This is a genomic window from Sorangium sp. So ce448, from assembly GCF_051520915.1.
GTDB classification, from domain to species: Bacteria; Myxococcota_A; Polyangia; order Polyangiales; family Polyangiaceae; genus Sorangium; species Sorangium cellulosum_B.
This window is the reverse complement of sequence record NZ_CP150343.1, coordinates 4,843,978-4,862,635: the sequence shown is the minus strand read 5'-3', so window position 1 is coordinate 4,862,635 and position 18,658 is coordinate 4,843,978. Positions and strand designations below refer to the sequence as shown.

The 18,658-nt window shown below is 69.3% G+C and carries 13 protein-coding genes; 11 read left to right on the top strand and 2 right to left on the bottom strand.

What is annotated here, in order from left to right:
• Position 1: 1 nt before the first annotated feature.
• Positions 2-1,414, bottom strand: a complete 1,413-nt coding sequence (locus tag WMF45_RS18335; protein WP_437718164.1) for a hypothetical protein — start codon at positions 1,412-1,414, stop codon at positions 2-4.
• Between the two features lie 272 nt (positions 1,415-1,686).
• On the opposite strand from WMF45_RS18335, the gene WMF45_RS18330 reads away from it, so the two are divergent.
• The 3 genes from WMF45_RS18330 (at position 1,687) to WMF45_RS18320 (ending at position 4,209) form a co-directional block, all read left to right on the top strand.
• Positions 1,687-2,460, top strand: coding sequence for an MBL fold metallo-hydrolase (locus tag WMF45_RS18330; RefSeq protein WP_437718163.1), 774 nt, complete (start codon positions 1,687-1,689; stop codon positions 2,458-2,460).
• A 113-nt stretch (positions 2,461-2,573) separates the two neighbouring features.
• A complete protein-coding gene (locus WMF45_RS18325) occupies positions 2,574-3,182 on the top strand; it encodes a TetR/AcrR family transcriptional regulator (RefSeq protein ID WP_437718162.1) in 609 nt (202 codons plus the stop codon).
• A 31-nt stretch (positions 3,183-3,213) separates the two neighbouring features.
• Positions 3,214-4,209, top strand: a complete 996-nt coding sequence (locus WMF45_RS18320) for an alpha/beta fold hydrolase (RefSeq protein WP_437718161.1) — start codon at positions 3,214-3,216, stop codon at positions 4,207-4,209.
• Positions 4,210-4,294: 85 nt separating this feature from the next.
• Here WMF45_RS18320 and WMF45_RS18315 read toward each other — a convergent pair whose 3' ends face one another.
• Positions 4,295-5,782: a PLP-dependent aminotransferase family protein gene (locus WMF45_RS18315; RefSeq protein WP_437718160.1), complete on the bottom strand. Its 1,488-nt coding sequence runs from the start codon at positions 5,780-5,782 to the stop codon at positions 4,295-4,297.
• A gap of 64 nt (positions 5,783-5,846) precedes the next feature.
• On the opposite strand from WMF45_RS18315, the gene WMF45_RS18310 reads away from it, so the two are divergent.
• The 8 genes from WMF45_RS18310 to WMF45_RS18275 all read left to right on the top strand — a co-directional run bounded on the left by WMF45_RS18310 (position 5,847) and on the right by WMF45_RS18275 (position 18,622).
• Complete coding sequence (locus tag WMF45_RS18310; protein WP_437718159.1) at positions 5,847-6,344, top strand: cupin domain-containing protein; 498 nt, start codon at positions 5,847-5,849, stop codon at positions 6,342-6,344.
• Positions 6,341-7,234 (top strand): dihydrodipicolinate synthase family protein, encoded by an 894-nt coding sequence (locus WMF45_RS18305; RefSeq protein WP_437718158.1) that lies wholly within the window; start codon positions 6,341-6,343, stop codon positions 7,232-7,234. The genes WMF45_RS18310 and WMF45_RS18305 overlap by 4 nt, the downstream gene beginning before the upstream one ends.
• Before the next feature lie 129 nt (positions 7,235-7,363).
• On the top strand, positions 7,364-8,353 hold the full coding sequence (locus tag WMF45_RS18300) for an MbnP family protein (RefSeq protein ID WP_437718157.1): 990 nt from the start codon (positions 7,364-7,366) through the stop codon (positions 8,351-8,353).
• The gene (locus tag WMF45_RS18295) at positions 8,350-9,405 is read left to right on the top strand and encodes a cytochrome-c peroxidase (RefSeq protein WP_437718156.1); all 1,056 of its coding nucleotides are present in this window, start codon (positions 8,350-8,352) and stop codon (positions 9,403-9,405) included. The genes WMF45_RS18300 and WMF45_RS18295 overlap by 4 nt, the downstream gene beginning before the upstream one ends.
• A gap of 222 nt (positions 9,406-9,627) precedes the next feature.
• Positions 9,628-12,927 (top strand): DISARM system SNF2-like helicase DrmD, encoded by a 3,300-nt coding sequence (gene drmD, locus WMF45_RS18290; RefSeq protein WP_437718155.1) that lies wholly within the window; start codon positions 9,628-9,630, stop codon positions 12,925-12,927.
• 73 nt (positions 12,928-13,000) lie between these two features.
• On the top strand, positions 13,001-13,858 hold the full coding sequence (locus tag WMF45_RS18285) for a hypothetical protein (RefSeq protein WP_437718154.1): 858 nt from the start codon (positions 13,001-13,003) through the stop codon (positions 13,856-13,858).
• 46 nt (positions 13,859-13,904) lie between these two features.
• Positions 13,905-14,519: a hypothetical protein gene (locus WMF45_RS18280; protein WP_437718153.1), complete on the top strand. Its 615-nt coding sequence runs from the start codon at positions 13,905-13,907 to the stop codon at positions 14,517-14,519.
• Between the two features lie 191 nt (positions 14,520-14,710).
• The gene (locus WMF45_RS18275; protein ID WP_437718152.1) at positions 14,711-18,622 is read left to right on the top strand and encodes an Eco57I restriction-modification methylase domain-containing protein; all 3,912 of its coding nucleotides are present in this window, start codon (positions 14,711-14,713) and stop codon (positions 18,620-18,622) included.
• Positions 18,623-18,658 lie beyond the last annotated feature (36 nt).

The following is an 18,658-nucleotide window of genomic DNA, read 5'->3' as shown; positions in this document are numbered from 1 at the left end:
GTTACTCGCGCGCGGCGCTCGCCGTCGCTCCGGCTGCGATGCGGGCGAGCAGGGGCTGGCCGTACGCGGGCTCGCCGAGGATCGTGAGCGCGCGGCGGAGACGCGGCTCGGCGAAGCGCCCGAGATCGTCGAAGTGGCGCTCGGCGTCGCCGGCGAGGGACGGATCTGCGAGCCGCCGCGCCGCGCCGACGTCCGCTGCCTCGAGCTCGGGCGAGAGCACCTCGACGCGGAGCATCATGACGCGCACGACATCGGCAGGCGCGGGAATGATGTCGATCGGGATCGAGGCGTCGGTCCACGCCTCCGGAGCGAGGTAGAGCACCCGGACGCCGGGCGTCCGGAACCACTGGCGCTTCCAGGTGTTCACCATGGCGACGGCCTCGTCGTGGTACAGGCCGGTCGCGTCGAGGGTGTCGATCATGCTCGCGCCGAGCGACTCGACGAACTCGTCGAGCGGCGGCGCTCCGTCGAGCGAGGGGGCGCGCTCGACGAGCGTGCCGCCCGTGGCGATGCCCTGGGGGTGCGCGACGAACGCCCCCGTCGAGGCGCCGACGTTGAGGACGAAGACGGCGCCGATCGCCTCGTCGAGGGTATTCTCGGCGGAGATCTCCCCGCCGGTGCCGGCCGTCACGTGGACGGGCAGGTCGAAGTTGCCGAGCCCTCGATAGAACAGGAAGCGCTCGTGCTGGGGCGCCTCCATCGCGCCGGGCACGCCTGCGATGCGGAGCGGATTGGCGCCGACCTGGCGCGCGTGCGCCCACGTGAACCGATCGAGCGGCGCCTCGGGCAGGGGGACATCGCTGTCACGCCCGAGGACCTCGATGTTGCTCCACTGGAGGAACCCGCGCGCGTTCGGGCCGTACGCCTCCGCGCACATCGGCGAGCCGAAGGGGAAGTCGGGGTCGAACGCCGGGTCCGCGTACGTCGTCACGCCAGCAACGCTGCCGGGCGCGATGATGGGCGGGTAAAACTCGCGGACGGCGGGGTACCACTGCGTGAAGATCCCTTTGGGGAACCCTATCTGGACATGCGCGTCGAGCGGCTCCTCGGCGTAGAAGTAAGTGACCGGCGTCTCCATCTTCACGTTGACGCTCGTCGAGATCGAGCCATCGAGCGTGCCGGCTCCGAGCCGGTCATAGACGAAGGCGGGGAGATCCTCCTCTTCGTGGTGCAGCCCCGGTTGAAGCGAGCCGTCGGAGCCGACGACCACGGTGTCGGTGCCCCATTCGTGGACGATGAAGCCCTTGCCGGGGTACGCGAGATCCGGCGCCGAAGGCACGGCGGGCGTGGCCTGCTGGCCGGGGCGGACGCCCTCGTGGGGCGCTGGACCGGCCGGATCGGCCGGGGCGTCGCCGGTCGAGCTGCCGCCGTCGGCCGTTCCGGCGCACGCGGCGAGCAGGGTAGCGAGGAGCATGGGAAGCGTGAGGCGATGGGATGTCGGTTCGGTTACCATGGTAAGGTCTCCTGCCAGCCCCCTGATGCAGCTCTCGGGCCATCGCGATAAGTACTTGAATTTCAATGGATTGCGCGCGTCGCAGCGGGGCGGTTACCAGGGGACGTGGTAACCGGAACGGCGGGGTGACCAGGAGCTGGTAACCGTGGACGACCGGCCGAGCGAGGAGCGCTCCCGCCGCCGGTGGTGGCCTAATTTGCCCCGGAGTCAGGCGGGCGGTTGAACTGAAACGCATGGCCACTTTGCCGATCGCCGACCGCTGGTTCGAGATCACGCGCGTCAGCGATGACATCACGCTGCTGATCGAGCCGCACGTGGTGCCGCTGATGCGCTGCAACATCTGGCATGTGCGCGGTCGCGATCGCGACCTGATGATCGACACGGGGTTGGGCATCGTCAGCCTGCGGGAGGCCATGAAGCACCTGCTCGACAAGCCGGTGACGGCGGTCGCGACCCACACCCACCCCGATCATGTGGGCAGCCACCATGACTTCGAGCACACCTTGGTGCACGGTCTCGAGGCGGAGAACCTGCGCTCACCGACCGACCGCGGCACCTTGCTGGCCGCGGTGATGGGCGCCGCGAAAGTCCGCGAGCTGGGCGACGCCGGCTATGCGATCGAGGGCGATGTGATCACCGCCCTGCCCTACGCGGAGTACGACATCGCAAGCTACGCCCTGCATGGCGCGCCGGTCACGGAGGTCGTCGTCGAAGGCGACGTCGTGGATCTCGGCGACCGTCACTTCGAGGTGCTGCACCTGCCCGGTCACTCGCCGGGCAGCATCGGTCTGTGGGAGGCGGCGACCGGGACCTTGTTCTCGGGCGATGCGATCTATGACGGGCCGCTGCTGGATGAGATCGAGGGCGCAGACATTCCCGCCTACGTCCGCACCATGAAGCGGTTGCGGGAGCTCCCAGTGCAGATCGTGCATGCAGGCCACGACCCCAGCTTCGGCCGGGCACGGCTGATCGAGCTGGTCGATGCCTACCTGGCGAAGCGCGCCTAGCGTGCGCCGGCGATGCAGGCGATCGTCGAGGAGGGTCGGCTGCCCTGTCGGCCCGACCTGGGTCGGCTGCCCCGTCGCTTGACAAAATAGAACGGTCGTTCTATCCAGTCGAGGTGGCGAAAGGTGAAGATACCCGGCAGGCCATCCTGGCCGAGGCGCTGGCGCTGGCGAGCGAGGTCGGGCTCTCGGGCGTGACCGTCGGCGCCCTGGCCGAGCGCGTGAAGATGTCGAAGAGCGGCCTCTTCGCGCACTTCAGCTCCAAGGAGAACCTGGACGTCGCCATCCTCGAAGAGGCCAAGCGCCGCTTCGTCGACGTCGTGGTCGCGCCCGCGCTGCGCGAGCCGCGCGGTGAGCCGCGCGTGCGCGCGCTCATCGATCGGTGGTTCGTCTGGACAGAGCAGGACTTCATGCCAGGCGGCTGCGTCTTCCATGCCGCCGCGGCCGAGCTGGACGACAAGCCCGGTCCGGCGCGCGACGCGCTCGTCGCGTCGCAGAAAGACTGGCTCGCCACGCTCGCCACCGCCGCGCGCATCGCCGTCGAAGAGGGCCACTTCCGCTCGGACCTCGACCTCGGGCAGTTCGCCTTCGAGGCCTATGCCATCGCGTCCGGCTCCCACGCGCTCAGCCGCTTGATGCGCGAAAAGGCGTCGGAGCGCCGGGCCCGCGCCGCCTTCGAGAGGCTCGTGGCCGACGCCCGGCGTTCGCCCCGCCGCTCTGCCTGATCCGTCTCGCAATCCCCCGAGGAGGTCCCCCATGCAGGAAGCCAATCAGGTCCATTCGTCGTCCAATAATAGAACGATCGTTCGTACTGATCCGCGGCAGGTCCTCCTGCGCGGTGGGCTCCGGTTCGGGTTCAAGCTCCTCAACAAGGCCGCGCCGGATCTGGCCTCCCTGGCGGCCGAACGGCTGTTCCGCTCTCCGCGCCGGCACGCGCGCCCGGCCTGGGAGGAGGAGATCCTCGCCGGCGCGGCGCGCTTCTCGCTGCCGTGGGGCGCGGAGGCGCTGCCCGCGTGGTCGTGGGGGGACGGGCCGACCGTGCTGCTCGTGCACGGCTGGGAGGGGCGGGGCAGCCAGCTCGGCGCGTTCGTGAGGCCGCTCGTGGAGCTGGGCTTTCGCGTGGTGACGTTCGACGCGCCGGGGCACGGCGATGGGCCGAGCCGGTCGGCCACGCTCGTGGAGCTGGCCCGCGCGGTCACCGTCGCGATGGACGAGGTCGGGCCCGTCCACGCCATCGTCGCGCACTCGCTCGGGAGCGCCGCGACGACGTATGCCCTGTCCCGCGCGGCCTCCGTCCGGCGCGCGGGCGCTCCGGCGCCGAGGCTCGTGTTCATCGCGCCGCCGCTCAGCGCGGTCCGCTACACCCAGCATTTCGCGAAGCTCCTCGGCATCGACGAGGCCGTCCGGCGCCGCATGGTCGCCCGCCTGGAGGCGCGCTACGGCGTGCCGCTCGCGGACCTCGACGCGCTCTCTGCGGCCCCGCGGATGAACGCGCCGCTGTTCGTCGTGCACGACCGCGACGATCGCGAGGTGTCGTTCGAGGCAGGCGCGGCGCTCGCCGATCGCTGGCCGGGCGCGCGGCTCATGTCGACCCGCGGCCTCGGCCACAGGCGCGTCCTGCGCGCGCCGGAGGTGATCGCCGAGGTGGTCGAGGTCGTGACCGGCACCCCGTGGCCGGTCCGGACAGGGCTCGAGACGTGCGAGCTGGAGCGGGAGCTGTTCGAGCGCGACCGCCGGCGAACGGCGGGGTGACCAGGAGCTGGTAACCCAGCGAGCGCCTGGACCGGGCGAGGCGTCTCCGGAAGGCGAACACGACGGACGGCGTGGAGAACGCTGTTCATCGGCGCCTCGATCCGGCGTCGGACGTCAGGCACGCCTCCAGCGTGTCGCAGATCGTCGATAGCTCTTCGCTCGTGTGCGCCGCGAAGCCGAAGCGGAATGCGGGGACGGCCCCGGCCGCGACATGAACGGATCCCGGGGTGAGGGCCAGGCCGCGTGCGTGCGCGCGCTGGACGAGCTCCTCCGAGGTCAAGCCGCGCAAGCGCATCCAGAGCGCCAGTCCCCCGCCGGGCGGGTCGCACTCGATCGCGGAACGCAAGGGCGGCCTCGACGCGAGCTGCTCCAGCAGGTGGTCACGACGCTGCCGGTAGAGCTGCCGGGCGCGCCGCGCGTGACGCTGGATCTCGCCGTCCTCGATGAGCTCGGCCACGGCGCGCTCGAGGGTGACATCTCCCTGACGATCGAGCAGCTCACGGACCGCCCTCAGGCGCGCGACAACGGACCTGTCCGCGATGATGTACCCGAGCCGCAGGGCCGGAGCGATGAGCTTCGAGAGCGAGGCAACGTAGATGCAGCGCGACGAGAGGTCCTTGGTCGCGGCGAGGGGGAGCAGCGGCGCGCCCTCGAAATGGTACTCGTAGTCGTAGTCGTCCTCGACGATGTAGAGACGAAACGACTCGCAGATTCGCCGCAGGTGCATTCGACGTTCGGCCGACATGGCGACGGTCGTCGGGTACTGATGGTGAGGCGTCACGTACACGGCCTTGAGGCGCCCCTTGAGCTTCCTGGCGTGGGCCTCCAGCTCCTCCGTTCGAAGGCCGTGGGCATCGACCGGCACATGGACCACGTCGGCCCGGGCGAGCTGAAACGCGCGCCATGCCGGCGTGTATCCAGGGTGCTCGACGGCGATGACATCCCCGGGCTCCAGCATCGCCAGCGCGAACAGGCTCAGCGCGCCCTGGCTGCCGCGCGTCAGCACGACCTCCTCCGAGGAGCACGACAACCCGCGTGCGTGATTGACGAAGCCCGCAAGGACCTCCCTGAGCACGGGATCGCCCGCGGCATCTCCGTAGCCCAGGCCCGTCCGCGCCAGCGCTCGGAGAGCGCGCCGCTGCGCGCGTGCGAGCTCGTCCACGGGCGCGATCCGGGCGTCCGGGATCCCGTCGTTCACCGCGAGCATGGCGCCACGGCGCTGGGCGAGGACCGTATCGACCGAGCGGCGGCCCTCGGCGTCCGCGACGGCGAGCGTCGGAAGGTTGAGCGCGACGCGGGTGGCGCGCGCGGGCAGCGCCTCGAGCCACCCCTGGGCCACCAGCTCGTCGACGGCAGCGACGACGACCTTCCGGTTCACGTTGAGCTGGACCGCGAGCGTCCGGCTGCCCGGGAGCGTTGAACCCGGCAGCAGCCGCCCGCGCTGGATCTCTTGAACGATCGCCCTGCTCAGCTGGGTCTGCCGCGGCACGGACGCGCCGTCGTCGAGCACCAGGTCGAAGCGCCAGGGCCGACCAGCTGGACCCGTCGAGATGTTCGTTCTGGAGCCTGTCATGGGTCCAGCTTCGCGCTATCCACTCTCCTGCGCAAGATGCCTTTTGCGCTGACAGGGAGCCGACATGAGCGAACGATTCCATTCAGCAGACTTCGACAAGACGCCGCCGCGGCCTCGCGTGGTGATGCCAGAGAGGCTCGCGCACCCCGCGGTCGAGTCCGCCGGGCTCCACGGCGAGTACTCGAGGGCGAGGAAGCATCCTGTCTTCTTCGTGGACCTCCCGTCCCACGCGATCAGCATGACCATCGGGTGGCTCGATCCGGGGCAATCCTCGAACCGGCATCGGCACACGTACGAGACCGTTCTCTACGTCCTGGAGGGAGAGGGCTACTCGTACGTGGGCGGGAGGCGTGTCGACTGGAAGCAGGGGGACGCCATCTACGTCCCTGTCTGGGCCTGGCACAACCACGTCAACACCGGAAGGGGTCGGGCCCGCTATCTCGCCTGCGAGAACGCGCCGATGCTGCAGAACATGGGAGGGGTCGCGCTGCGCGAAGAGGTGCCCGACCGGGGAGATCAGCTCTTCGACCGGGATCACGAGGCGGAAGGAGGCGTGCGATGACATCGTCTCTCCGTGGAATCATCGCCTACCCCATCACGCCGTTCACGGAGGCTGGACGCGTCGACGAGCAGCTCCTCGCGCGCATCGTCGACGACATGCTCGCCGCGGGGGTCCACGCGATCGCCCCGCTGGGCAGCACCGGGGTGTTGCCGTATCTCTCGGACGCGGAGCGCGAGGCCGTCACCGACACCGTCGTGAGACGCGTGGCGGGCCGGGTCCCGACCCTTGTCGGCGTCTCGAGCCTCACAACGGAGCGGACGGTGCACCACGCGAGGTACGCGGAGAGGGCCGGCGCCGCCGCGGTGATGATCCTCCCGATGAGCTACTGGAAGCTCTCGGACAGGGAGATCGTGGCGCACTTCGAGGCCGTCGCGAAGGCCATCTCCATTCCCATCGCCGTGTACAACAACCCGGCGACGGGCGGCCTCGACCTGAGCCCGGACGCGATCGCCCGGTTGCTGCAGATCCCGAACGTCACGATGGTCAAGGAGAGCACCGGGGACGTGAACCGGATGCACCGGCTCGTGCAGCTCTGCGGCGACCAGGTTGCCTTCTACAACGGAAGCAATCCGCTCGCGCTCGCCGCGTTCGTGGCCGGGGCGCGCGGCTGGTGCACGGCTGCCCCGCACATCATCCCTCGCCTCACCGTCGAGCTCTATGACGCGGTGACCCGTGGCGATCTCGAGGCCGCTCGGCGATCTTTCTATCGCCAGCTGCCGTTCCTTCAGTTCATCGTCGCGCATGGCCTGCCGCGGGCCATCTCGGCGGCCCTCGAGCTGATGGGCACACGGGTCGGGCCGCTTCGAGCCCCGCTGCAGCCCCTCGAGAAGGCGCGGGTGGAGGAGCTCCGGCGGATCCTGGTCGACCTCGCCGTACTGCCATCCGCATGAGCCGTCCGGAATCTTTGCTACCGCTCGTCACGCCATCACTCGCGCCTTGATCGCATCTCGCCCAGCAAGATCCCGGCGATGCGTCCTCTGTTCCGGTGGGGTGCGTCCTCGCGTACACTCGATCCCACGATGAAATCTCCTGGCTTGTTCCGGTGGATCGGGTTGCTGTTGGTCGCCGCGACCGCTTGCGGCACGTCTCCGAATCAGCAGCAAGTGGCGTCCGGGACCGGCGGGGCGGGCGGCAGCCAGCCTGACGGGTCCGGTGGAGCGGGCGGCCAGGCCGACGCCAGCGGCGCGGGCGGCGCGGGCGGCGCCGGCGGCCACGCCGAGGCCACCTGGCCGACCGGTTGCGCAGAGCAGCCGGCGTCCATCAGGGCCGAGGGCGCCATCGTCGAGCTCGCGTTCGAGCTCGTCCTCGGCGGCGCGCCGTTCCTGTTCGGCGAGCCGAACGTCGCGCCGGACGGCAGCACGGTCACGCCGCTCAACGTTCGCTTCTACGTCTCGCACGCGGCGCTGATCGGAGAGGACGGCAACCTCGTGCCCGTCGATATCGTCGGCCCGGGCGGCGCCGCCACCCCTTACGGGGTCCACTTCTTCAACGCCGAAGACCCGGGCTCGGCCACGCTCCGGCTGCGCGCTCCGGCCGGCAGCTATGAAGGCGTCAGCTTCGTCTGGGGCTTGCACAAGGCCTGCAGCACCTCTCGGCCCGAAGCGAACGTCGCGCCTCTCTCGGAAGCCTCCCAGATGACGTGGCCGCACAGCGGTTACCTCTTCCTGCGCTACGAGGGCAGCGTGGCTCCGCCGGCCGAGGGTGAGGGTGGTTCCGATGATCCGGACGGAGAGACGGCCGCGGTTCCGCCGGCGGTCCACATGGGAGGGAACCTGGCCGAGGATCTCGCCCCCAGGGTCGAGGTACGAGACGCGCTGTCCGTGCCCGCGAGCGGCTCGACAGGCAAGGTCGTCCGGGTCGTCATGGATGAGGTCTTCGCGGGCGCCACGGCGGACATCGACTTGACCGGGTTCGTCGCGCCGCCCGGGCCCGTGGGAGACGAGCTCCTGGCCGGTGAGCGCCTGCGGCGCGGCCTCCCCGACCTGACGGTGTTCGCCTTCGGTCCGTGACGCCGAGCTCCAACCGTGGCGGGGCCATCGGCCTGGCGGCGCTGCTCCTTGCGGGCGGATGCGGCGACGACGGGCTGGCGGCCCCTGGGGCCCCTGGACCTTTGCCGCCGCTCGTCACGGACGTCATCCCGGCCGGGTTTCCGGCGCGCACCGCGGCGGCCAGAGCGCCGGCCGACAATGCGCTCACCGAGGCGAGGGCCCAGCTCGGCAAGAGGCTCTTCTTCGACAAGCGCCTCTCTCGCACCGGCGAGGTAGCGTGCGCGAGCTGCCACCGCCAGGAGTACGCCTTCGCCGATCCGGACCCCGTCTCCCGGGGTGTCGACGGCCGCCTGGGACAGCGGAACGCGCCCGCGCTGGTGAACCTGGCCTGGGGCGAGAGCTTCTTCTGGGATGGCCGCGCCGCCACCCTGGAAGAGCAGGTGGGGAAGCCCATCGAGAACCCTGACGAGATGGATCTACCGCTCGCCGAGGCCGTCGCTCGTGTCTCCGGCGATGACGACTACGTGACGGCGTTCAAGGATGCCTATGGCGGGCCTCCCGGGGAGGAGTCCTTGCGCCATGCCCTGGCGAGCTTCGTCCGTTCGATCGTCAGCGCGGACAGCCGTTACGACCGGCACAAGCGCGGGGACGACACGACCTTTGGAGACGCCGAGCGCCGCGGCGAGGCGCTGTTCCTGAGCGAGCCGGCTGGCTGCTTCCATTGCCACCCGTCCGGAATGCTCACCAACGAAGGCTTCTTCAACAACGGCACCTACCTCGACGGCGGCGACGTCGGACGGCAAGTGATCACCGGGCGCACGGGAGACCTTGGCAAGTTCAAGGTGCCCGCTTTGCGGAACATCGCGGCGAGCGCCCCCTATATGCACGACGGATCGCTGGCGACGCTGGAGGAGGTGGTCGACCAGTACGATCGCGGCGGGCTGGGCCATTCCTCGACCGATCCGCAGATCGAGGAGCTGGGGCTCTCTCCGGACGAGAAGGCCGATCTGGTGGCGTTCCTGCGGTCGCTGACCGATGCCGCCTTCCTGGACGATCCGCGGTACCGCCCCTGAGCGGCAATCCAGGGGCATGGCGCCATGTCCCTGGATGCCTTGTGTGCCGCCTGGTGGTGAACCCGCGGCCGGCCGACCCCGCCGAAGGCCCAGCCTCGTCGACACAGCGCGAGGCCAACGTGACCGGACCCGAGGCGTGGCCACGCAGCGCCTCTGCGCAAGCGAGGCCGGAAATCGCGCCCATAGGAGCTCCGTGCCGTATCATGGCCGCCCCCCTGCCCCATGCAGACCTCCCGAGCCACGTCCCGGCCGCCCCCCTCTCCCGACGCTCCCCTGGCGGAGGGCCGCTTCGCCCGTGTCCGTGGCCGTCGCTGGGTCATCCAGCGCGTCGAACGCGCGCCCGGGGAGGACACCGCCGTCCATCTCGCGTGCGTCGAAGACGACGCCGCAGGCGCGACCCTCGTGGTCCTGTGGGAGCGCGAGCTCGACGCCCAGCTCCTCGGCGAAGACGCCTTCGCCAGCGCCCCGATCACGCGCTTCGACCGCCCCGAGCTCTTCGCCGCCTACCTCGATACCCTCCGCTGGAGCTCGGTCACCTCGACCACGCCCGACCTCTTCCAGTCCCCGTACCGCGCCGGCATCGCCATCAAGGCGCACCAGCTCGCCCCCCTCCGCAAGGCGCTCCTCCTGCCGCGCGCCAACCTGCTCATCGCCGACGACGTCGGCATCGGCAAGACCATCGAGGCCGGCCTCATCCTCCGCGAGCTGATCCTCCGCCAGCGCATACGCCGCGTCGTCGTGGCTTGCCCCCCCTCGGTGGTCCTCCAGTGGCAGGACGAGCTCGAGAAGCGCTTCGGCCTGCGCTTCGGCGTCCTCGACCGCGCCTATGTCCTCCGCGTCCGGCGCGAGCGTGGACACGCCGCCAACCCCTGGGCCACGCAGGAGCAGCTCATCGTCTCCCACGCCATCCTGCGCGACGAGGCGTACGCCGGCCTCCTCCGCAAGCTCCTCGACAAATCGCGCGCCGGCTCCCTGCTGATCCTCGACGAGGCGCACAACGCCGCGCCGGCAAGCGGGGCGAAGTACGCGGTCGACTCCAAGTTCACCCGCGTCGTGCGCGACCTCGCGCACCGCTTCGAGCACCGCCTCTTCCTCTCGGCGACCCCGCACAACGGCCACTCCAACAGCTTCGCCGCGCTCCTCGAGATCCTCGACAACACCCGGTTCTGCCGCGGCGCCCCCATCGCGCCCGAGGATCGCGACGCGGTCGTCGTGCGCCGCCTCAAGCGCGATCTCCGCCACGCCATCCCTGGCGAGTTCCCTGAACGCAAGGCCCCGCAGCACACGATCACCGGGCTGCCGGACGACGCGCCTGAGCTCGTCCTCTCGCGGCTCCTCGATCGGTATCGCGTGCTCCGTGAGCAGCGGGCAGCGCAGTTCCCCAGAGCGCAGCAGGCCGCGGCGGCGCTGGTCGTCTTCGCCCTCCAGAAGCGGCTCCTCTCGTCGATCTACGCCTTCTGGCGCACGCTCGGCGTCCACCGGAAACATACGCTGGAGAAGCGTGCCGCCTCCAAGGCGGCGCCTCCGCCGACGTCGACGCCGGAGCAGCTCGCGTTGCTCGTCTCGGCGCCGGGCATGGACGACGAACGCGCCGAGATCGACGAGGCCGCGGTGCGCGCCGAGGAGGACGCGCAGCTCGCGCGCGCCACGCTGGCCGATCCGACGCTCCCCTCGCCCGAGGAGCTCGCGCTGCTCGACGAGATGCTCGCCGTCGCCGACGCTGCGCGGAGCAAACCGGATCCTCGCGTCCAAGCGCTCGTGGACTGGATCCGCGAGGACCTCTGCCCCGACCTCGCGCCCCTCGGCGCCCCCGCTCGCGTTGCACCCAGGGCGTGGACCGATCGGCGGCTCCTCATCTTCACCGAGTACGCCGACACCAAGGACTACCTCTTGGCGCGGCTCAGGGAGGCCCTCTGCGAGCCGGAGCGGCAGAAGGCGCGGCTCCGCGCCTTCCACGGCGGCATGGACGAGACCACGCGCGAGGAGATCAAGGCGGCGTTCAACGCCGACCCGCGCACCGAGCCGCTGCGCATCCTCGTCTGCACCGACGCCGCGCGCGAGGGCGTCAACCTCCAGAACCACTGCGCCGACCTCTTCCACTTCGATCTGCCGTGGAACCCCTCGCGCGTGGAGCAGCGGAACGGCCGCATCGATCGCACCCTCCAGCGCGCCGGCGAGGTCCGCTGCCACTACTTCATCTTCGCGCAGCGGGCCGAGGATCAGGTGCTGGAGACGATGGTGAAGAAGACCGCCACCATCCAGAAGGATCTCGGCAGCGTGGGCACGGTCGTCGAGGGGCGCCTCACCGCGCTGCTCGAGCGCGGGATCCCGCTGCCTCGGGTCGCCGAGCTGTGCGCCGCCATCGAGAAGCTCGGCGAGGATGGCGCCCGCATCGAGGCCCGCAAGCAAGAGCTGGAGGCGCCGAAGAGCCGCGAGGAGGTGGACCACGAGCTCACCGACCTGCGCAAGCTCCTCGGGCAGTCGCGCGCCTACCTCGACTACTCGGGCGACCGCCTGAGATTCGCCCTCGACGCCGCCCTCGATCTCCTCGGCGAGGCGCCGCTCGCGCCCGTCGAGCACGAGGCCTCGCATGGCAAGCTCACCGCCTACCGCTTCCCGATGTTCGAGAAGCGCGCCGCCGCCGACCCGAGCTGGTGGCCGCTCCTCGATCTGCTCCGCGGCCCGCGCGACAAGGGCGAGCCGCTCTGGGACTGGCGGCGGCGCACGTCCTTCCGGCCCGTGGTCTTCGAGGACCCCGGCCAGATAGACAGCGGCGTCGTCCACCTCCACCTCGAGCACCCGCTCGCGCGCCGGCTCCTGAGCCGGTTTTCAGCGCAGGGCTTCGTGCACGACGACCTCGCGCGCGCCGTGGTCCTGCGGTGCGACGCGACCGAGCCGCAGGTCGTTCTGTTTGGCCGCATGGCGCTCTACGGCCCGGAGGCCGCGCGGCTGCACGACGAGCTCGGCGTGGTCGCCGCGGGCATCGAGGGCAAGAAGCTCTCGCCGGTCGCCGATGCGACGGCGGCGGCGGAGCTGGTGAAGAGCACGCTGGCCGCGTGGCAGGGAAGAGCGCCGGACGAGCGTCGGGCCGCGGCGCTGCCCGAGGCCTGGATCCAGCAGGAGATCCTCCCCCGTGTCGCCGGCGACATGACCGTGCTCCGGCCGCTCCTCGACAAGCGCCTCGACAGAGAACGCGCTGAGCGGACCAGGCAGCTCACCGCGCGCGGCAAGAAGGAAGCGGCGGACCTGCGCCGGATCATCACAGCGCAGGAGAAGCGGCTCGAGCGGCACCGGGCCGACGCCAGGAAGAAGTACCGGATTGGCGAGGAGCAGCAGCTCCTCGATTTCGACGCGAAGGAGCGCGACCAGCTCCTCTCCGACCTCGCCTACTGGGACGAGCGCCTCCAGCAGCTCGGCCCGCAGGCGGAGCGGGAGGCCGAGCAGATCCAGGCGCACTACGAGGTCCGATCCGCCCGCCGTGAGGTGGTCGGCCTCGTGTATCTCTGGCCGAGGTCGGGATGACGGCGAACGAACAGGAGCTCGCTCAGGCGCACCGGGGACTTGACACGACACGGCGTCCGAAGCATCACGAGACGTGTCGGAGATCTACCTGTTCACGTGGAATTTGAAGAAGGACAGGGCCGCGCACGACCTCGCGGTCAAGCACCTCGCTCAGCACGGAGCGCGCGGCCTCTTCATCGCCTGTGTCCAGGAGCTCCCCGGCAGGTCCGATCTTGCCAAGGCCCGGACCGGGAAGAAAGTCGCTGACCTCACGGCGCAGGGGATCGAGGTCGTCTCAACGTTCTCGCCCGATCTTCGCGGTCGGGAGGCCCCTACCGGGCTTGCGTTCGCCAAGTTCCCGGCGATTGCCCATCATCCCCACCTCGTGCTGCTGGACGCCGTTGCTGACGAGGATGGCGAGTTTGTCGCCGCCCGCTTCGAGGTGCACGCCCCGAAAAAGACGATCTCGGTCATTGGCCTTCACGCAAAGAGCCAGTCGGATATGAAAGTAGCGGAGGATCGGGGCGGATCCCGAGCGCTCCTCCGTCACGCCATCAACGAGATCCCCTGGCGCTGCGATCACACAATCGTCCTCGGGGATTGGAACTGCGAATGGTCCGCCCCGGAGATGCAGAGCTGGCACTGCTTTTACGCACTCCGCGAGGGCTTCTCGCCTTTCGACGAGCCGTCCTTTGCCCAGCGTCGAGGCTTCGAGCACCCTCCGCTCTACGTCGTGCAGCCCCGCAACGTCGCTATGGGAACCTATCGGTTCAGGGATTCAGGCATTGTTCAAGCCAAGACCATCGACTTCATCGCGGTCGACAAGGGCTCATACAGCGGCACGCGCTCCCAGATCCTCACGACCGTGGCCACGACACCGGTCTGGAACGCTGCGCTCGCTGCGCCGAGCGTGAGCGACCATATGCCCGTCGAGGGGCATCTCCGGGTCTGATCGAAGGAAGGCAATCATGTCATTCGCTGAGAAACTGATCGCAGCCGTGAGGATCGCAGAGGCTGGGACCGACACCGAGCCCGGGAAGCCCTTCCGCGAGGTCCTCGAACAATTCGTCAACACACTCCGGAAGCTCGGGATCGGAGCTCGCCTCGACCCCCTTGCGGATCCCCGGAAGCTCGGTGTCTGGCTCTACCCGGAGCACCGACCCAGCCGGGGCAGCATCATGCTGACGTTTTTCTTCGAAGGAGATGCGATTATCGCATCCGGCGACAGCCCCACCAGGCTCGGCGAGCCCGAACTTCTCGAGGCGTGGCTCGTCGAGTTCGTCAAGAAGTCGGCGTTCATCGAGTCCCTCGCCGTTCTGCGCGAGGAGGCAAGGCAACCTGTCGAGGCGCAGCTCCGCGTGAACGCCGACGGACGCGGGCACGCGCAGGATGTGATCGTGACCGTCTCCGCGTGCGACCAGGAGGCGCTGGATGCTCTGACCATCGGCGCACAGGCGTCGCTCGACGTCGAGCGCGCCGAGTTCCCTGGCAACCCGCAGCTCATGGCACAACCGGCCTACGCTCTCCTCGACAGCGCTGGCCTGGTCGTCCGCGTCGTGAGCAGCACGCTGAATGGGGCGAAGCTCACGATCCAAGGGACGCGCGTCGCGTGAGGCAGGAGCGTCAGTCCTCGTTCTCCTCGATCAGGCAAGTCGCTCCGTCGAATGCGTAGACTGAGGTAGCGAGGGCTCCAGCAGCTCGGCCCGCAGGCGGAGCGCGAGGCCGAGCAGATCCAGGCGCACTACGAGGTACGATCGGTCCGCCGTGAGGTGGTCGGCCTCGTGTATCTTTGGCCGAGGTCGGGATGACGGCGAACGAACAGGAGCTCGCGCAGGCGCACCGGGGCTGGCTCGGCAACCTCACCGAAGAGCACGTCGGCCTGGTTGTCACGGTGCCGGCGCTCCTCGCCGCGCAGGCGTACTTCGACAGGAGCGAGCTACCCGAGCTCCAGCAGCGCTTCCTCGAGCTCGTCCCTCCGCTCGCCGACAAGAAGACAGCGCGCGAGGTGCAGAAGGCCTTGCGGGCCCGCGCCGGCGACGACGAGGACCTCGTCCTCGACGATCCCGTCGCGCTGCTCACAGGCCTGTTCGGCTGGCCCATCGAGCGCCTCGCCGGCGCCCCGGGGGGCCCCCCGCTCCCCGACCTCACCGTTCGCCTCCCGGACTTCGGCGACGACCGCATCGAGGCCAGCTACGCGCTCCTCGCGCCGAGCGGCGGCCCGCTCGTCCTGGTGCGCGTCGAGGAGGTCGATCTCGACCGGCCCCTCCCCGCCATCGGCCACCGCTGGGCGGCGAGCCCCGAGGCGCGCTTCGAGCGCCTCTTGCACGAGCGCGAGGTACCCATCGGCCTCCTGATCAACGGCGCGGCCGTCCGCCTCGTCTACGCCCCGCGCACCGAGACCACCGGTCACCTCACCTTCCCCGTGTCGCTCATGGTCCAGACCGCCGGCCGCGAGGTGCTCGGCGCCATGGTCATGCTGCTGCGCGACACCTTGCTCCAGGGCCCGACCGAGCACCGGCTCCCGGCCATCCTCCGCGCCAGCCGGCGCTACCAGAACGAGGTCTCGAACGAGCTCGCCGAGCAGGTCATGGGCGCGCTCGCCGACCTCCTCGCCGGCTTCCAGTCCGCGCGCGCCCTCTCGGGCGAGCGCCTGCTCGCGCACGAGCTCGCCGAGGATCCGGCCCACATCTACGGCGGCCTGCTCGCGACCCTCATGCGCCTGGTCTTCCTGCTCTATGCCGAGGACCGGGGCCTGCTCCCGACCGACGAGCTCTTCGAAGGTGGTTACTCCATCGCGGGCCTGTACGAGCGGCTGCGGGACGACGACGCGCGCTACCGCGAGACCATGGACCAGCGCTACGGCGCCTGGGCCCAGCTCCTCTCCCTGTTCTCGATGATCTTCTTCGGCGCGCGCCACCGCACGCTGAGGCTCCCCGCCCGCCTGGGCGAGCTCTTCGATCCCAACGCCTACGCGTTCCTCGAGGGCCGCGCCTACCGTGACGTGCGCGGCGAGCGCGATCGCATCGACCCGCCGCGCGTCTCCGACGGCACCGTGCTCCGCGTGCTGCACCAGCTCCTCTACCTGGAGCCGAAGGGCAAGGGCGTGCGCGAGCGCATCTCGTACCGCTCGCTCGACGTGGAGCAGATCGGGAGCGTGTACGAGGCCATGATGGGCTACACGCTGGAGAGCGCGGGCGGTCCATCGATCTGCCTGCGCCCGCACCACGCCGTGGTGGACCTCGCCGAGCTCCTGGCGAAGAAGCCCGACGAGCGGCTCAAGCTCCTCGCCGAGGTGGACTGCAAACCTTCGGGCGCGGCCGCTGCCGAGGTGAAGAAGGCGGGATCGGCCGAGGCGCTCGCCGCGGCCCTGCAAAAGAGCGTGTCGCCGCGGCGGCCCGGGATCTTCCCGGCGGGAACGCTCTACCTCCAGCCGACCGAGGAGCGGCGCCGCTCGGGCTCGCACTACACGCCGCGCGAGCTGACGAAGCCAATCGTCGAGAAGACCCTGGCGCCGCTGCTCTCGCGGCTCTCCGAGAAGGAAGGCGGGGCGCGGGCGGCGGAGCTCCTCGAGCTCAAGCTCTGCGATCCGGCCATGGGCTCGGGCGCGTTCCTGGTCGAGTCCTGCCGGCAGCTCGCCGGCGCGCTCGTGGTCGCCTGGAAGCGGTGGCCGGAGGACAGGCCCACCATCCCGCCCGACGAGACCGAGGAGCTGTGCGCCATGCGCCTGGTGGCGCAGCGCTGCATCTACGGGGTGGACAAGAACCCGTTCGCGGTGGCGCTCGCCAAGCTGTCGCTGTGGCTGGTGACGCTGGCCAAGGATCACCCCTTCACGTTCCTCGATCATGCCCTGCGGGAGGGCGACTCGCTGGTAGGGCTCACGCGGGAGCAGATCGCGAGTTTTTCATGGGCGCCCGGGAAGCAGGTGCCGCTCCTGCGCAAGGTCGTGGACGAGGCCATCCAGGAGGCCGAGCGGCTGCGGGCGCAGATTCACGCGCTGGCGGAGTCGGACGACACGGGGGAGAAGCTGCGGTTGCTCCGGGACGCGGACTCGGCGCTGGCGCAGGTGCGCAAGGCGGGCGACCTGGTGGTGGAGTGCTTCTTCGGAGAGACGAAGGACAAGGCGCGGAGGAAGCGCCTGGAGGAGTACACGAAGGGGTTGCAGATCCAGCTCTCGGCGGCGCGGGAGCCGGATCTCGGGGCGCTGCGGCCGTTTCACTGGGAGATCGAGTTTCCCGAGGTGTTCTCCAGAGAGAACCCGGGGTTCGATGCGTTCGTGGGGAATCCGCCGTTCGCCGGGAAGAACACGCTGAGCGCGACCAAGGGCGGCGACCTGTACATCGAGTGGCTCAAGACCATTCACGAGGAAGCCCACGGCAACTCGGATCTCGTGGCGCACTTCTTCCGGCGGGCGTTCAGCAAACTGCGTAAGAATGGGACCCTCGGCCTTATCGCCACGAACACGATTGCGCAGGGCGACACGCGAGCCTCTGGGCTCCGATGGATCTGCCAGCATGAGGGCGTCATCTACAATGCGACTCGCCGGCACAAGTGGCCGGGGATGGCTGCGGTCATCGTCAGTATCATCCATATCCAGAAGGCTCCAGATAACACCTTGGTTCCTGTTCTTGACGGCAAGTCGGCGCAGCGAATCTCAGCGTTTCTGTTCCATCAAGGCCAAGACGCAGATCCCGTACCACTGAGAGCCAACTCAGATAAGAGCTTTGTTGGAAGCTATGTTCTAGGCCTCGGTTTCACATTCGACGAAACGAATCCGGAAGCGACGTCGATCACTGAAATGCGTCGCCTCATCACGAAGGATCCTCGGAACCAGGAGCGCATCTTCCCATATCTTGGCGGCGAGGATCTAAACTCACATCCAGAGCACAGGACACATCGTTTCGTAATCAACTTTGGCCAGATGAGCGAGACTGAAGCGCGACAGTGGCCCGATCTTATCGCGATCGTCGAAGCCAAGGTGAAGCCGGCGCGACTCGCTCAAAAGCGTGAAGTTCGTGCCAAATATTGGTGGCGTTTCGGCGAAGCCGCACCGGCTCTTTACGAAGCAATTCGGGCAACACCTGAGATCCTCGTATGCGGCCAAACCAGCAAATATCGAAGCTTCACGTTCGTACCGAATGGCATGGTCTATGATCAGAAGCTTATCGTCTTCTCGTTTCAGCACCGAGGTGCGTTTACCATTCTAAGCTCGCGGGCGCACGAGGCCTGGGCGCTCTTCTTTGGGTCGACCATGAAGGACGACCCGGTCTATACGCCATCCGACTGCTTCGAAACCTTCCCCTTCCCGCCCGTCTGGGAGCAGAACGCGACCCTCGAAGCCGCCGGCAAGGCTTACTACGACTTCCGCGCCGCCCTCATGGTGGCCAACAACCAGGGCCTCACCGCCACCTACAACCGCTTCCACGACCCCGACGAGCAGGATCCAGAAATTCTGAAGCTCCGCGCTCTCCACGACGCCATGGACCGGGCGGTGCTCGATGCCTACGGCTGGACCGACCTTCAGCCGGCCTGCACGTTCCTGCTCGACTACGAGGACGACGAGGACACGGCCGACCAGCCCGGCAAACCACGGCGGAAGAAGCCGTGGCGCTACCGCTGGCCGGACGACGTGCGCGACGAGGTGCTGGCCCGGCTGCTGGCGCTGAACCAGGCGCGGGCCGAAGAGGAGCGGCTCGCGGCGAGAGAGCGCAAGGCCTGATTCAACCGCGGTCGTGGGCAGCAGCTCGCCGCCCGC

Excerpts from the sequence above, each read along its gene's own strand:
- WMF45_RS18315 (WP_437718160.1), bottom strand. The coding sequence starts at position 5,782 with ATGACAGGCTCCAGAACGAACATCTCGACGGGTCCAGCTGGTCGGCCC.
- WMF45_RS18335 (WP_437718164.1), bottom strand. The coding sequence starts at position 1,414 with ATGCTCCTCGCTACCCTGCTCGCCGCGTGCGCCGGAACGGCCGACGGC.
- WMF45_RS18275 (WP_437718152.1), top strand. The coding sequence starts at position 14,711 with ATGACGGCGAACGAACAGGAGCTCGCGCAGGCGCACCGGGGCTGGCTC.
- WMF45_RS18330 (WP_437718163.1), top strand. The coding sequence starts at position 1,687 with ATGGCCACTTTGCCGATCGCCGACCGCTGGTTCGAGATCACGCGCGTC.
- WMF45_RS18320 (WP_437718161.1), top strand. The coding sequence starts at position 3,214 with ATGCAGGAAGCCAATCAGGTCCATTCGTCGTCCAATAATAGAACGATC.
- WMF45_RS18310 (WP_437718159.1), top strand. The coding sequence starts at position 5,847 with ATGAGCGAACGATTCCATTCAGCAGACTTCGACAAGACGCCGCCGCGG.
- drmD (WP_437718155.1), top strand. The coding sequence starts at position 9,628 with ATGCAGACCTCCCGAGCCACGTCCCGGCCGCCCCCCTCTCCCGACGCT.
- WMF45_RS18305 (WP_437718158.1), top strand. The coding sequence starts at position 6,341 with ATGACATCGTCTCTCCGTGGAATCATCGCCTACCCCATCACGCCGTTC.
- WMF45_RS18300 (WP_437718157.1), top strand. The coding sequence starts at position 7,364 with ATGAAATCTCCTGGCTTGTTCCGGTGGATCGGGTTGCTGTTGGTCGCC.